Annotated in this window: 9 protein-coding genes, 2 pseudogenes and 1 riboswitch; of the genes and pseudogenes, 7 read left to right on the top strand and 4 right to left on the bottom strand. The window is 35.2% G+C overall.

Annotation, left to right across the window (positions count from 1 at the left end; translation table 11 throughout):
- Nucleotides 1-4: 4 nt before the first annotated feature.
- Together LO754_RS10605 and LO754_RS10600 are read right to left on the bottom strand one after the other, a co-directional pair.
- A complete protein-coding gene (locus tag LO754_RS10605) occupies nt 5-3,802 on the bottom strand; it encodes an S-layer homology domain-containing protein (protein ID WP_231786209.1) in 3,798 nt (1,265 codons plus the stop codon).
- A 108-nt stretch (nt 3,803-3,910) separates the two neighbouring features.
- Entirely contained in the window at nt 3,911-4,642 is a 732-nt protein-coding gene (locus LO754_RS10600; RefSeq protein ID WP_231786208.1) for a DUF4430 domain-containing protein, read from the bottom strand.
- Nucleotides 4,643-4,812: 170 nt separating this feature from the next.
- Nucleotides 4,813-5,009, bottom strand: a riboswitch (cobalamin riboswitch).
- 491 nt (nt 5,010-5,500) lie between these two features.
- Here LO754_RS10600 and LO754_RS10595 point away from each other — a divergent pair.
- Nucleotides 5,501-7,299, top strand: a pseudogene (locus tag LO754_RS10595) (S9 family peptidase).
- A 539-nt stretch (nt 7,300-7,838) separates the two neighbouring features.
- Here the strand turns inward: LO754_RS10595 and LO754_RS10590 are convergent.
- Both LO754_RS10590 and LO754_RS10585 read right to left on the bottom strand, forming a co-directional pair.
- Nucleotides 7,839-8,636: a dihydrodipicolinate synthase family protein gene (locus LO754_RS10590; RefSeq protein ID WP_231786207.1), complete on the bottom strand. Its 798-nt coding sequence runs from the start codon at nt 8,634-8,636 to the stop codon at nt 7,839-7,841.
- A 169-nt stretch (nt 8,637-8,805) separates the two neighbouring features.
- The gene (locus LO754_RS10585; protein WP_024361753.1) at nt 8,806-9,354 is read right to left on the bottom strand and encodes a cupin domain-containing protein; all 549 of its coding nucleotides are present in this window, start codon (nt 9,352-9,354) and stop codon (nt 8,806-8,808) included.
- Between the two features lie 283 nt (nt 9,355-9,637).
- Between LO754_RS10585 and LO754_RS10580 the strand changes: the two genes are divergently transcribed.
- The 6 genes and pseudogenes from LO754_RS10580 to LO754_RS10550 all read left to right on the top strand — a co-directional run bounded on the left by LO754_RS10580 (nt 9,638) and on the right by LO754_RS10550 (nt 15,537).
- The gene (locus tag LO754_RS10580; RefSeq protein ID WP_231786206.1) at nt 9,638-10,552 is read left to right on the top strand and encodes a LysR substrate-binding domain-containing protein; all 915 of its coding nucleotides are present in this window, start codon (nt 9,638-9,640) and stop codon (nt 10,550-10,552) included.
- Nucleotides 10,553-10,827: 275 nt separating this feature from the next.
- A complete protein-coding gene (locus LO754_RS10575) occupies nt 10,828-10,980 on the top strand; it encodes a hypothetical protein (protein WP_231786205.1) in 153 nt (50 codons plus the stop codon).
- Between the two features lie 92 nt (nt 10,981-11,072).
- Entirely contained in the window at nt 11,073-11,639 is a 567-nt protein-coding gene (locus tag LO754_RS10570) for a TetR/AcrR family transcriptional regulator (RefSeq protein WP_025219476.1), read from the top strand.
- A gap of 55 nt (nt 11,640-11,694) precedes the next feature.
- A pseudogene (locus LO754_RS23450) lies at nt 11,695-13,550 on the top strand (alpha/beta fold hydrolase).
- 315 nt (nt 13,551-13,865) lie between these two features.
- A complete protein-coding gene (locus LO754_RS10555) occupies nt 13,866-14,411 on the top strand; it encodes a hypothetical protein (RefSeq protein WP_231786204.1) in 546 nt (181 codons plus the stop codon).
- 346 nt (nt 14,412-14,757) lie between these two features.
- On the top strand, nt 14,758-15,537 hold the full coding sequence (locus LO754_RS10550; RefSeq protein ID WP_231786203.1) for a GNAT family N-acetyltransferase: 780 nt from the start codon (nt 14,758-14,760) through the stop codon (nt 15,535-15,537).
- Nucleotides 15,538-15,648 lie beyond the last annotated feature (111 nt).

The following is a 15,648-nucleotide window of genomic DNA, read 5'->3' as shown; positions in this document are numbered from 1 at the left end:
AAAATTACATGATGCCTGCGATATTTAACGTACGTTTTAAAATTTTTGCTGTTTGTCCACGTGTTAAAGAAGCACGTGGATCAAATGAACCATCCGGCTTACCTGTCATAATATCCAGGCTATTTAATAGCTCGATATAAGGCAAGTATTCAGCGCTAATATTGCTAGCGTCTGTGAAATTAACCTCTCCTGTGGCTTTCACATCAGCATTTAAATATTCTAAAATGCGTGCCATAAATGCCGCTGCTTGTTGACGTGTAATCGGTGCTTCAGGATTAAATGTTGAAGAAGTTGTGCCTTTTGTAATACCTGCCTCGAACAGAGCTTGAATATCTGTTGCATACCATTTGCCTTCTGTATCGTTAAATGGATTTTCACCTTTTGCCTGTAAACCAAGTGCACGGCTGATTAATACTGAAAATTGCGCACGAGTAATTGGTTTATATGGCTCAAACGTCTCTGGTGTAGTTCCTTTGATTACAAGACGTCTCGCTAAAAATTCAATTTCTTCTTTATTAGCTAAATGGGCAATATCGTTAAATGTTACTGTACTTTCTGTTACAACGAATGTACCACTAGATTTTGTGAATAGAACAATTTCACCGTTCACAATTCTATGTGGAACAGGCTTGTATTCACTACCATCAAGCTGTAAAACGACCATATTCGGTTTTAACTCGTTGGCAAGTAGCGTAACTTTTAAATATTCTTTATCTATAGTAATTGACTTTGTTTTACCATTAGTAGTCTCAATACCGAATTTGACAGTGAATTGTTTATTTTTAGCTTCTTTCGTTACCGAGGCAATTATTTGCTCACTTTCTGTAAGCTTAATTCTAGTAAATATAGAAGTTGGAATTTCTATTTTGAAATTATTTTTGCTTTGAATAACAAACTTTTGTACATTCTTTTCAAGATATTCTTGAACATGTTTGGATGTAATAATTGCTTTGTTACTACCATCTTCAATAGTAATTTCAGCAACTGGGTTATCTACATTTCCTCTGTTTCCTTTGTTTTCTTCATTCCCTTTATTCATTTCTTCAGCGCATTGTGCTTCTACGCCTGTACAATTATTTTCTGTCTCTTTGCAATTTTCTGTATTTTTACCCTTGCATTTTTCTTTGTTTTCTTCAGCTGGAGGGCCACTTTTTTCGCTTCCATCTTCTACATATCCACCGACATCTTTACCTAAATCGGTCGTATAAAGCCATTCAACTGAATCACCAGGTGATAGTGTGTAAAGTGCCGCAGAATAAGATGGGTATTGACCATTTACACGATACATCCAACCACTTAAAGGACCGCGGTCAAATTCATAAACACCAGCAATTCCGTCAATATATGTTCCATATTCTGTTTGACGATAGCTTAAGGCAACACTGTTTTCCGATGTTACTCGTTTTAAAACGTCAAAAGCAGTTTCACCAGCAAATAATTTAGTTGATGTTGATTTTAATGGCACTTCAGAAGACGAAATTCGAATTGAGAATGTCGTATAACCAATTTCTTCATTATCAGAAGGTTGCCCATCAGGGTTAGAGGGTTGATTTCCTTTATCATCATGGTTGGAAGGTTCTTCTCCATCGCTTCCATTGTCAATATCTCCTGGATTATTTCCAGTATTATCAGACTTTGTATCTGACATATCGTAAAGAGCAGTTTGATTATTTAATAAACGGTTGTATGCTGCTAATGTATAGCCAACCTGAACCGTTGCCATGCCGTTTGCTTTGTTTTCGCTTAATACATGTTTAAAGCCACCATCTTCTGAGCTATATGTCATGATATGAGAAATGACTTTATTAAAACGATTATCGTTGTTAGCATTTATCCCTAAGCTTGCTAGAGCAGTCACAACCTGTGCTGCACTTTCAGCATTTTCAAAGTTATCTGACTTATATCCGCCATTAGGTAATTGAATAGCTGCTAATGTATCAATTGCACGATTAACGGCTGTTTTTACTTCTGCATTACTTTGATAGTATGGAGCGAGTGATTGAATGACCATTGCAGTGATATCAGGGTCAGCTTCAGTACCAGAATAGGCAAAACCACCATCGTTTAATTGCCTTTGTAAAATATATTTAATTAATTTTTCACGTGTTGTTGTAGCTGTTTTAGGTAATTCAAAGTCCCATGTATCGAGTGCAATTAAAGTGAAGACGGCAGAGTTGATGCCTTGACGTGTTACAAAATTAAAATCTGTTAATTTTTCAACTAAATTATAGCCTGCGACATTTGTAGGATCTTTCCCGATAGCTGTAAGAGCTATTATTACCCGAGAGTAATCTGTTGCTTGAGCGGCGATTACGCCACTGTTTGATTTTACATGATTCTCTATATTTTTATAATATTTACTATAATAACTATTTGATAAATTGACATACCCACCACGTGCAAGTGTTAAAATAGTCCACTCTGATTGATAGACAGGCTGCGGTGAGCTTGATACTAAATATTGACCAACAGAGTTGTAGGCTTTAATCGTTGTTGGCTTCAATTCTACTAATCGCTTTTGTAAAGCCTCTAGCTTATTATAATTTGATACAGATTGTTTTTCTTGAGCTGACAAATTATCATAGGCTTGTTGTGTTGCATTAACTTTCAAATGATCCGCCCATGTAATCGAATCTATAGGGGGGAGCACGTTAATTTTAAATATCACTTCTTGAATCCGAGGGGCTGTTGTGAAAATGTTTTCTTTATCTACAAGCTCTTGATAATTATTTATTTTAGTTTTTTGATTTTTATCTAAGGCATTGTATGTTGTCCGAGCTTCTTCTAATTGTTTTTTTGTTGCCTCATCAGCAATCTGAATTGTTTCAGGAAGAGAGTCAATTAAATATAAAACATATTCAATTTCTTTATCTACAAGATTTTGGTAATTTGTTACATTTACTTTTTGCTGTGCTGGTATTCCTTTGTATATTTTACGAGTAGTATTGAATAGTGAACCTAACTCTTCATTGCTTATTTCTAATGACGAAATAGTAGAAATTAAAAGTCCGACGTATTTCAGTTCCTTCTCTATTAAGATAGCCTCTATTTGCACTAGTTTCTTTTTTTCATTTAGTAGTAAAGTGTTCCATTTCGTACGAGCATTTATTAATTGTTGAGCAATTGCTTCATCTAATGTATCAAATGAAGGAATAGAATTAATGAAGGCTTCTACCAGTTGGCTTTCTTTTTCACCAAGTTTGTTATTGTAATTACTTATTAATGCTTTTTTCTTTTGATCTAGTGTTAATGCACTATATGTTTTGCGAGCTGCTGTTAATTGTAGTTCTGTTACCTCATCAGTAACTATAATTTCTGGAAGGCTATTTACCAAATTTATAAAGTTTTGTTCTTCAGGTGTAATAACATATACATCAATTGCCTTAGATACTTCACCAACTTTTGCGTTAATCTGAGCATCCCCAATTGAAATCGCTGTAACTAATCCTTGATTGTCAACTGTTGTAATTGTAGGAGCACTCGATGACCATTCAATTAGGGTACTATCTTCTGTTGTTGAGCTAGCTACAGCAAGTTGCGATGTTTCTCCAATTGTTAAAAATAAAGGTCCTGTGGTATTTAATTGAATATCACTAATTGTATTCGGCGCATTCTCTATTAATGGCGTAATAGTTAATTGTTCATTTGGATTGTCTAATTCTGTGTTATTTATGTCTGAAGTGTTTTGCTCGTACGTTTCTCCTTCAAGTTGCTGTGCTTTGCCAGTGGCAGCAGGGGATAATAGCGAAAATATTAAAATAAAGATAATGACTAAATGTATTTGCTTTTTAAAAATATCCATTTGAAAACTCACTTCCTTTAGAGATGTTGCTAGTTATATCTAAAAAAACAATAGTACTGAAAAAGTGCATTTCTTTAAAATGGATTCACTTTTTCAGTACTTAATTACTTAGTTATTGGGTGTGACGTCAATAGTTAATGGTTCACTTGTTGAACCACCAAGTAGTGCATTTGCAGAGGCTGTAATCGAGATACCACCTTCTGCAGCTTGACCAGAAAATGTGATAACTGCTTGTTGATCTGTGTTGACAGTAATTGATTGAGCTGTTAACGCTGTAGTACCTGTGTTAATTGTCCAATTAGCAATATTAGAGGCATTTGTTAGAAATAGGTCACCCGTTAAATCCACAGTAACCTTTGGATTTATTTGTCCTACATCCACTGTGCTAGCAGTGCCCAGCTTAGCCCATGTCGTATAATAAATATGAACTTTATCATCAGGCTCTAATTTATAAGCATCTAAACCAACAGTTGGGCTAATACCATTTACAGTGTATACCCAACCATCCCAACCATTTAAGCTGCCACTAGCTCGCCCATCAACAGATTCAAGATAAGGACCATAGATAGGATGAATAGTAACTATATATGGAATACCGTTTGCTGTTAATGTATTTTCCATTAGTGATAATGCCGTAGTTCCAGTTGAGACAATCTCTGTTGCTGCTGGTAGGATGGAGCCATATAAACCGTCAACAGCTAATTGGACATCGAATGTTGCAATTTGTGCCTCTTGTTTTGTAGGTTGTAATACTGTTGTTGCACTTGCTGTCGGTGATAATAGCGAAACAGCTAAAAGAAAAGCGAACGCTATATGCCACCATTTTTTAAAAGTAACCATTTTGAAAACCTCCTAATTTTATTGTAGTGAAAGTTTTTGCGATTAACTCCAATAAAAAAGATGCTTCTCTTAAAAAAGGGAAGCATCCAAGGTAAACAGAAAAGGAGCATAATAAAATAATATGCCTGTCCATCTATTTGCCGTAAGTTCTCCTAGCTTCCGAAGAGAGTTAATACGATGGAATAAAGGCAGGTCTCCTGGCTCGTGTATCCTATTCAGAACCTTCCCATCTACTGGGGGCATTTTTCCCCGTTTGACAGTGGTATTTTCTGTAGTCATCTACACTTACAGTTGCGGAAACAGCTTCGGCTTTGCACCGAATTCCCTATTAAGCTCTTAAAAGAGCACCTTTATTCTGCAATTGCTATTCACTTGATGTTTATTTTAACATATTTTCCTCATTTTCCAAATAGTTAAATAAAAAGGATAGATATTCCTTATCGAATAATGGAGTTACCTCCATTATTTTTGTTTATGTATATAAGTTATAATCGCAAGAAGAAACCGATAGATATCCCACTCTTCCGATTGTTAAAGCTATTACAAGTTATGTAGTAGATCGCAATATTGAGTAAAACTAGGGACAGATTTCTAAAATATTGTAGGGAAGAGAAGGGAGATAAGCTTTACTACTCAGGGAATATGAAGCTTTTTGAGGAGAAGCAGTTATCTTTAAAGATAATCCTATGAAATTTATCAATCAGGAAGTTTCTTTATTTTTTTATGATAAACAGAAGGTAAAATCATAGCATATAGTACATTTTCTTATCATATTTATTATACATTGAAGTGTAATAATGATATTTTATAAATAGATAGACTTTTCACGCAATTTAAAATAAGTAAGGAGTGTTGAATTTGATATCTTTTTCTAAACCAGATGTAGAACAGTTTTTACGAACATTTTCGATTGGTGATTTTGCGGTGAGTCCAGATGAAAAACAGCTAGTTTTCAGTACAAATTTAAGTGGCAAGTATAATTTATGGGCGATGAATTTACCAAATACGTTCCCGACACAGCTTACTTTCATTGACCAAAGCTGCCAAGGGCTTATCTATGACAAACAAGGACGGTTTATCATTGCTGGTTTTGACAGGAATGGGGACGAAAATACGCAATTTTATGGAATTCCACTTCAAGGTGGAACAATGAAAAAAATTATTTATGAAGAAGGAACTCGCAATTCTGTGCCCATTTTATCTGAAAATGGGAACAAGCTTTATTATACATCTTCGAAAGAAAATCCAACATATTTAAATGCATATGTCTATGACTTGGTGACAGGTGAGGAAAAAACAGTTCTTGTGGGAAAAGATGCGCCCACTTTTTTACTCGATTTTAGCCCGAATGAAGAGGTAGCCCTCTACTATAAACATTTTGCTAATACGAATACACTACTATACGCTAAACGAGGAGAGGAGCATATTCTCCTGACTCCGCCAACAGATCAGCAACATACGGTCGGTGACGCAGTGTTTGTATCCGATAACCTCATCTATTTATTAACAAATTACAATGCTGATTTTACGTATTTGGCTTCCTATAATTTAGAGACAAATGAGTTTGTAAAATTGAAAGATTTAGAGAATGAAAGCTTTACTACGTTGAAATATAACAAAGAAAAGCAGTGTCTGTATGTCATCAGTGAAAAAGGTGTAGAAGATCATTTGTATAAGCATGATTTGTTATTGAATAATTGGGAAGAACTCGATTCACCATGCAGTATTATTGAAAAACTTATCGTCACAAAATCCGGTAATTTGTATTTATTAGGAAGAAGTGCGACGAAGCCACATAATATCTATTATTTTAAGGAAAATGGATGGACATCTTTAACGGAATACACAGTTCCAGGCGTAGATCAAAGTGAATTAGTGGAGCCAGATGTGATTACGTATTCTTCCTTTGATGGACTTGAAATAGAGTCCTTATTTTTCAAAGCTAACAAAGAAAATGATAATGGTGAAATCATTTTTTGGCCGCATGGTGGTCCCCAAGCCGCAGAGCGAAAATTTTTTAGAGCTTCCTTCCAATTCTTTTTAAATAATGGGTATAGCATTTTTGCGCCAAATTTCCGTGGATCAACAGGCTATGGATTAGCTTTCACAAAAATGGTAGAGGGAGATTGGGGACACGGTCCAAGACTTGATAATGTAGCTGGTCTCGACTGGCTCATTGAAAATGATTACGCGAAAAAAGGCAATATTTTATTGATGGGCGGAAGTTACGGAGGATACATGGCCTTATTGCTCCACGGTAGACACGCTGATTATTTCAAAGCCGTCGTGGATATATTTGGGTCATCTGATTTGTTCTCATTTATCAACTCAGTTCCTGAAGACTGGAAGCCCATTATGGATCAGTGGGTGGGAAACCCGGAAAAAGACAAGCAAAAACTCATTGAATACTCACCAATTACTTATTTAGAAAACATGGTGAAACCAATGCTAGTTATCCAAGGAGCCAATGACCCGCGTGTTGTAAAAGAGGAATCTGATCAAATCGTGCAGGCTTTAAAAGATAAAGGTCGTGAGGTCGAGTATATGCTTCTTGAAGACGAAGGACATGGCTTTTCTAAAAAGAAAATGAAATTGCTGTTTATCAAAAAATCCTGTCATTTTTGAATCAGTTCGTTGAATCTAAAGTGAAAGCATAATGATACGTATGATAAAAGAAAAATAAGCCCAACTGGGAAAAAACCTAAAGAGTATTAACAATTCTTTCTTTAAGTAATGAGGGCGTAAGTTGATGGAAATATTAGTTGAAGTGAAAAAGACTAGATTCTACATCAGTAGACCCTAGTCTTTTTCCATTTATCGTCCGTTTATAAGGGCAAAGAGAACATTATATGTGCTAGTGCACGAATTTAAATCCTCATTCTCGGCAAATCATTTTAGTTTACATAATATAATACTAGCGAGGGAATATATGAATTGCTCCTGGAGTTACAAAGCGAAACACCTAGTTGCTGCGACTGCTTTTTTTACGTTAAACAAACGAGTACAGAGCGAGGCATAATTAGATTTTCGTATTGAAACCCCCTGACCAGCTTCAGGGGGTGCATTGACTACTAAGCATTCGCAGTCCATTTCTGTTTTGAACAGCATGAAGCCGCATTCTCATGTTGAAAAATGCGGCTATTTCAAAAAAGTCGTTTGTTTGAGTCAACTGTGTATAGTAGGTGGAAATTAGTTACTAATTAATGGGTGATCGACAAGGACCTACTTTTATACCAAGGGAATTGTAATGTTCTTTTATGTTAATAATGGCTTGATAATGTGTCACTTCGTCAATTAGTTGATTTATTTTATGAACGTCAACTGGTTTTTTCATTAGTAGGTCATTTAAAATTTGCTTGATTTCTTTAGGGTAAACATTGCCTACCATACTGGAAAGTCCATTGCAGCCACCGAGTATTTTTTCTATGAGGTCAACATCTCCTCCAGCAAACATAATGAAATCATCGGGTAACTGTGTATTTTTATGACGCTTCACATTGTACTCTTCTTTAAGGCCGATAAGGTTCGGGTGTTGTTGAGAAACAAGTTCATTCAGGGATTCAACACTTAGGTTAAATCCAGTTCGGGCAGGATTATTATATAGCACAACTTTTTTAGTAGTATGTGTTAGCAATTCATTAACATAAGCAATGGCTTGTTTTTGTGATGGTTGAATATAAAGTGGAAACTGGACAAGAATGGCATCAAAAACAGATTTCTCAAGTGCTTGAATTAGTTTTATCGCATCTCTCGTTCTCGCACCTGAAACACCAAACATTAGTTCAATATTTTGAAAGTTTTGCTTATTAAAGTAATCAATGATTTGCAATCGTTCATCAATGCTCATTGAATTTTGCTCACCGGTAGAACCAGATACAAGTAGTGACTCAATTCCGTTATTCTTTAAATGTTCAACAATGGGGTTGAAACCTTCTAAATATAAGCTTTCATCATCATGAAAGGGGGTTGGAATAGCAACATTTAGATTTTTCATCAATTATATCCTCCAATTATTTACCCAATAATATTAATATAGAACCAACGTAATACCACCACTTTGTACGGATAAGAGGATGAACTATCTCTCCACGTGTGTTCACGAATCCGTACAAACTTATTGTCAGAGGTATGAGTAAATTCATTGCTGGCAGGAGCTTGTTATTTTACTTTTCTGGTAAAATATCATTCTTATTCGTGATATTTTCTTTAACAACATGTTTTGCTCCTGACCCAACAGGTTCTTCCAAAAACCATGTCCCCATACCGGAAACAGTAGGTACATCCTGGATAGTATAAAGAACAGCATTTTCATGATCAGACGTATTGCAATGTTCGTGTGAAAGCCAAGCAGGAGAAACAAATACATCGCCTTTTTCCCACTCAATTTTCTCGCCATTAATGATACTATAGCCTTCTCCTTCAAATACAATAAAGATAGCCAAATTACTGTGTTTGTGTGGGTTATTATGTTCACCTGGCGCCAATACTTGGACCACTGCGTTTATAGTAGGGGTCACACCGTATTTATCACCAGTATCTTTATTTATCAGCGAAACTGCGCCTCTGCCATCACCCATAAAATCGCTAGACAATGAATCATCTAATTGTGCCTTTATATCTGTTCCTTTCCAAATACAAGGACGAACAGTCGGCTTGGTACTTTTTTGTAAAAAATCTTTGTAACTAATAATATCCGTTCTTTGATCGCTCATTTTAATAACCTCCTAGGTTTTTTGAGAATTTTTTAACCTTCCTGTGCTTCCATCGCCCTATCAAATCTTAAAGGCACCTCCTTTCAAGACTAAGTGAATTTAAAGCAATACAGCGTTGGAAAGGGAAACCCACTTTATTAAATACTGTTATAAACTGGGCTTGTAATTACAGTTTAGGGCACCTCAAACCATAGTTCAATTCAATTATTTATATAGTAATAATAGGTTAAAACTATGATACAATACATATTGCCATAAATTGATTTATGAGGGGGACCCTAGAATGGAATTAAGACAACTTGAATATTTTCGTTCAGTATGCCAGGAACTTCACTTTACAAGAGCTGCAGAAAAGATTGGAATTTCCCAACCATCTTTAAGCCAACAAATTCGCCTATTGGAGCATGAGATTGGAGCACCTTTATTTGATCGAATTGGTAAAAAGACGGCACTTACAGAATCAGGAAGACTACTTCTGAAGTATACTCAGAATATTTTCCATGAAATAGAACAAGCACAAACTGCTATAAAGGAATTAAACGGACTCCAAAGAGGAAATATTTCTATCGGAACATTGTTAACAGTTGAAAATTACCTAATTCCACCGACATTACTTAATTTTCATCGTTTATACCCTGCTATTAAAATTTCTGTGTTTGGACTACGCACGGAAGACATTAGGATAAGCTTGTTAGAAAATAAATTGGATATAGGGATTGTTTTTTTACCTATGAAAGATAGAGAATTAGAATCGATTTCTTTGTACAAGGAGGAACTGGCTCTTGCGGTACCCAATGGGCATCCATTAGAAGAACAGGAAATGGTCCATTTGGATGTTTTGCGGACAACAGCGTCCGTTTTATTTCCTGAAAACTACTTTATAAGACAACTTATCAATAAATCTTGCAATGACTTGGGATTTCTCCCTCAGCCCGCTTTTGAAATAACAACGATGGAATCGTTAATTGACATGGTTGAAAAAGGAGTAGGAGTGACTATATTGCCTAAACCTTATTTAGAGTGCCTTAGCAATAATAAAATAACAGTCATTCCAATTGTAAATTCTAATCTTTCCCGAGAAGTAGGAATCGTCTATAGGAAAGATAAATATATGGGTGCTGCTACACGTATGTTTATTGAACAGCTAAAGGCTACCACAATTAATTTGAATTATAAAACCAATAAAGATACTGATTAAAGATTACCTAGTTGAACCTAACGAGGTCGTGTTGCAATGGATAACACGCTAAAACAACAATGAATTCTCTTAAGGTCCATTTTTGGGGAAGTTCCGAAATCAAAACCCCCCTTGATGCTCAAGGGGGGTTCCGAATTGTTCATTTTTATCGTTTATACATGATTTTAAAGCAAAATAGATATTATAAAGGTTGTCACTTAACGATCGGAAGTGGTTAGGTTAAAAGTAGAAGACAGAAATAAAATTGGAGGTAGGATAATGGATAAAAGAGGGATGTGGAGGATGCTTTAGATGTTATCCAGCAAACAGTGCTACTGGCGATTGAGTCCATTCATCGTGAAGCCCAAGTTCGCTTAGTGTATCCACCCAATCTCTTTGTAATTCTATACAAAAAACCACTATGCAAAGTAAATACAATTAAAGTATAGCTTTTTTTATCAATTTTTTATTAAACTAACAAAAATACTTGCAACATCTGTTTTAGTACTATATAGTACTAATTATGACAAAAGGAAAATTAATGAATCAAAAACGTGTGATTGAAGTAGCTGCAACATTATTTTTAGAAAAAGGGTTTGCTTATACAAGCATGGATGAATTAGTTCGTGTAAGCAAAGTTTCAAAGTCTAATGTGTATTATCACTTTTCTAATAAGGAAGAATTGTTGGATGGGGTCGTCGATTATTGGATTGCAATGTATCAAGCTGCAATTGATGACTTACTATCTCAAAACCAATTATTAGTTGAAGATCGTATCCAACTGTTTTTAAAGCAATTATCACAAGGAGTACAGACGAGAGAATATAAGGGGGGCTGTCCATTTATTACGCTTTATATTCAAAGCCCTACAAATGCCTCAAAAGTAAAAGAAAAAATAGGTCTTTTTTTCGTAGGATTACAAACGAAAGTTTCTCTATTACTTAAACAAGGGGTAGAGAATGGTGAATTTAAAAAGACAATTAATATTGACGAGGTTGCATCTCTTTTTATTACAAATCTTGAAGGAGCGCTATTTATTTCAGAAACACTAAAGGATGCAACTGTAATCATGAAAACAGCAGATCATTTGTTTAACTTGCTTCGATAAAAGAAGCATTTTTTACACCAAATTAGTACTAAATAGTACTAAAAGGAGGATTTATATGAGAACAGTATTTTTAACTGGCGGAACAGGTTTTATTGGAAAGGAATTAGTGAAGGAATTAGCCAAAGAGCAGGTTACAATTCTTCTTTTAGTGAGATCGAAAAGCAAAGCAACACGTATTTATCAAGAAAGAGCCTCTTAAATGAGGCAGTTATGCACTTTATTGAAGGTGATTTGACGAAAATAGACTTAGGTCTAAGTGCTGAAGATAGGGAGTGGGTATTGAAAACGGATGTGATTATTCACGCAGGAGGCCTCATGGATATTCAAGCGACAAGCAAAGAGGCTGCTTCCGTATTTTTGAATGGTGCCAAACATATTAGTGAATTCGCTAAAAACATCCACCAATTGAAGGGATTGCAACAATTTATTCATGTTGTAGGCTATATGAGTCCCTTTGATGATAAAAATAGCAAAATTGCGATAGATGTGTTTAAAGAAGGAAACAATTTTTTGAAAATAAAAAATCCATATGAGAAAACAAAGTTTTTAGCAGATCTTTATATCCGTCAGCAGGCATCAACAATAGGTTATCCGCTTTCAGTAATTAATCCACCAACTGTAGTTGGTAGTAGTAAAACAGGGAGTACGGAGCAAACAGGAGGCTTAGGCTTGCTTGTGATGAGTATGCGAAAAGGGCTCATGCCAGTAATTCCTGGAGGTAAGAAATATAGATTACCACTTATTGCAAACGATGAACTAGCAAAGTTTATTGTGCAGGTTTTCAGATTGGAGCAACCAGCTATACAAACATATACACTTGTTGAAGATAAACAACACGATCAAAATATTTCACAATTATTAGATGTTATGTCAGAAAGTATGAATATGACTGCACCTAAAATCTCTGCCCCATTGCCATTTATGAAAGCACTTATGCATAGTGGCGTAAGCAAAATTACCAAAATTCCTGCTGATGGGCTAAACTTTATTACAAATCGAACATTTTCAAATGGTTCAGTGAAAAAGATTATGGGAGAAGATTGGTTTAAGGAGACAAATGTAATGAAATTTTCCCCAGCCGTAATAGCTGATCTGGATTATCGCATGATGTATCAAAATGGCCAGCACAGTCATTTATTTAAACGAACATTATGTTACAATACTACCATTTACCAATCACAAGGAGAGGGTAAACCGTTTATTTTATTACATGGTTTATTAAGTGATGGAGAGGATTTATTTCCTTTAGGGAAAGAGCTTCATGAAAAAACGGGTCGACCTGTATGGATTATGGACCTTCCGGGTTTGGGACGTTCTCCTTTTAAACGAGAGAAAAATCTTTTAAATATCTATTTGAATGTATTGAAACAGTTATTGGAGAAAGCTACTAATGGTGCCCATCTAATTGGTCATTCATTTGGTGCGTATATTCTTTTTGAAGCATTAGTACAAAAGCACATAGATAAGAAGTATACAATTACTTTACTTCAGCCACCTGTTGCTATAAAAAAGGCTAAATCGATAAATGTTCCTCAATTTATGAACAAATGGACATTGAAATTGGCAACTACTAAATTGATAGAGCGTTATTTATTAAGTAATGGTTTATTTGAAAGTACGGAGAGTATCCCTGAACATTACATTGAAAAAATTACTAGCAGTTTTACTTCTCCTAGAATTTTAAATACTACTGTTCAGCTTAACAGTTTACTATTGAAAAGCGTTCAAGGTGATTTCAATGAAGTAACAAAGTATAACCTTCACATTATTTGGGGGGATTATGACAGAGGCTATTCTGCTCCTTCGCATCTTGGTAAGGTTGATTTTGTTCCATATGGACATCATTTTCCTCTTAACCATCCGAGTGAAACGGCTAATTTGGTAATAAAAAATAGTAGTACTAGCAGATGAGAGTGTATATCCGTATCCTAAGGTAGTAAAATGTGAATTGAACAAAGTATTGCTCTTTACGCATGGCATGTAATTACCCTTATCTTGACAAAGGATAAAGACTTTTATTATGCGCTGGGAGAGTAATCGAGATGGGCAACGGTACGCGTTTCTGAATCTCGATACGTCTCATAGCTCTAATATTATTTTGAAAATTAGTAAATTACATCAACGAAATATCCCCAAACGATGGTTTTGAACTTAAATCGTAAAAAACTAATAATTTTCATTTATGTTAATATTAAGGAAACTCTTTGAATATTAAATGGGGTGGAAATGTTGAAAAGATATTTTTACATAAGCATTTTATTAAGTTCATTGGCTTTATCAGGTTGTATTAATGGGGAAGCTGATAACAAAGAAGCAACTGCAGAATCGTTGACTACTAAAAATACCAAAACAATTAACATAGATGATAAAACTAAAAAGACAGAAGAAGTAAAAGAAGTTGAAAAAAAGGAACCTGTTATCTTAGATGTCACTGATATAGAGAAAGTAGCACCAATTAGAAGTTTTTATCCTATTGCGATTGATGCAGAGATAACATCTCCTATAGGTGAAAGTAAATCTTATTTTAATCATTCTGGTGATAGTCCATTTAAAATAACTGTATTAAATATTGGTGCTGAAAGTTTTATATACAAAATTCAAAATGTAGATACAGAAACAAAAGTAGCAAATGGTATTTTAAAAAGTAATGAAAGTTATGAGAAGATATTTGATGGTTTCCCTAAAGGCGCTTATGTCATATCTTTCCTAATAGAAGAAGAAGGGTTGCCTACAGATATAAAGCTAAAGATAAAGGTAGAGATGCTCCGCTAACTAATTTGTTTTTTAGGTGTACAAACAAAACCTTGTTCAACTAACTGTAGCAGTAGTGAAACAAGGTGTTTCTAATGGAACTATCGCTTTAGTAACTAGGATCTTTTCTTTAATAGCATGCATATTCTTTTTCGAAATCTATTTTCCTTCTTTAACTATAACAAGGGGCTTTGTTGCACAAGTGAAAAAGTGAACACAATCGGGCGCGATTATGGAACAAGGAAAAGCGTCTTTTTTACGAAAAAAAAGATTGAGTCGAACGTCTTCTTTTGAAATAATTGGTACTAATCTAATTAAAGGATTAAGATTCGTTAGAAAAGAATTTTTAAAATATAGGGGGTCGCCCATGGATAAAAATGCATTAATCTCACTATTCCACAAAGAACTTCGACAAGAGGCTCGAGTAAAAGGTTACATAAGAGAGGAAACAGAACATGTCGTGCGTCACATTTCACAGTTTGGTGAAAAAGGGTTCATTGTCTCATCTAATGTAAACGAAAGTGATGTAAGAGAAATTATTAAGAACGAGTTAAACTATTTTAGTAACCTTGAGCAGGATTTTGAGTGGAAGGTGTACAACTATGACAAGCCTACTAGTTTGAAAGATATTCTTGAACAAGAAGGATTCACAGTAGATGACCCTGAAGCACTAATGGTCATGAAGTTAGAGGAACAACACCCCTTGCTTAATCATGACCGACACTTCAATTTAAAGGAAATAACAGATGAACAAGGCATTCAAGACATTATTGTGCTAGAAGATGCCATCTGGAATGTACCGCATGCTGAGCTGGGAGAAAGACTTTGGAGAGATAAACAGAATAATCCTGAATCCCTATACCTTTATGGAATTTATGAAGATGGTCAGCTTGTAAGTGCAGCTTGGATGTATTTAGAGGAAAATTCCTCTTTCGCCAGCTTATGGGGAGGTTCAACACTACCGTTGTTCCGAAGAAAAGGTTATTATACAGCACTTTTAGCTACTCGTGCAAAAAAGGCATATGAAAACGGGCATCCTTTCCTTACTGTTGACGCCAGTTCAATGAGTAGGCCTATCTTAGAAAAGAGTGGTTTTCTATGCCTTGCATACTCTTATGGCTGCCAGTCACCCTCTACCAAGCAGTAGCGCCTTGTACTTAAAAAACTAGCTAATAGAAGCTCATGTGTTATTCCGTTAAAGGGAGCGATTGTGGAATAAGCGTATTCAACTAATGGCGTGCGTTAGTTGAATATTCGC

Origin of the sequence: Lysinibacillus sp. GJ-1 (genome assembly GCF_021166035.1) — a bacterium.
GTDB classification, from domain to species: domain Bacteria; phylum Bacillota; class Bacilli; order Bacillales_A; family Planococcaceae; genus Lysinibacillus; species Lysinibacillus sphaericus.
This window is presented reverse-complemented; position numbering and strand designations above follow the sequence as displayed.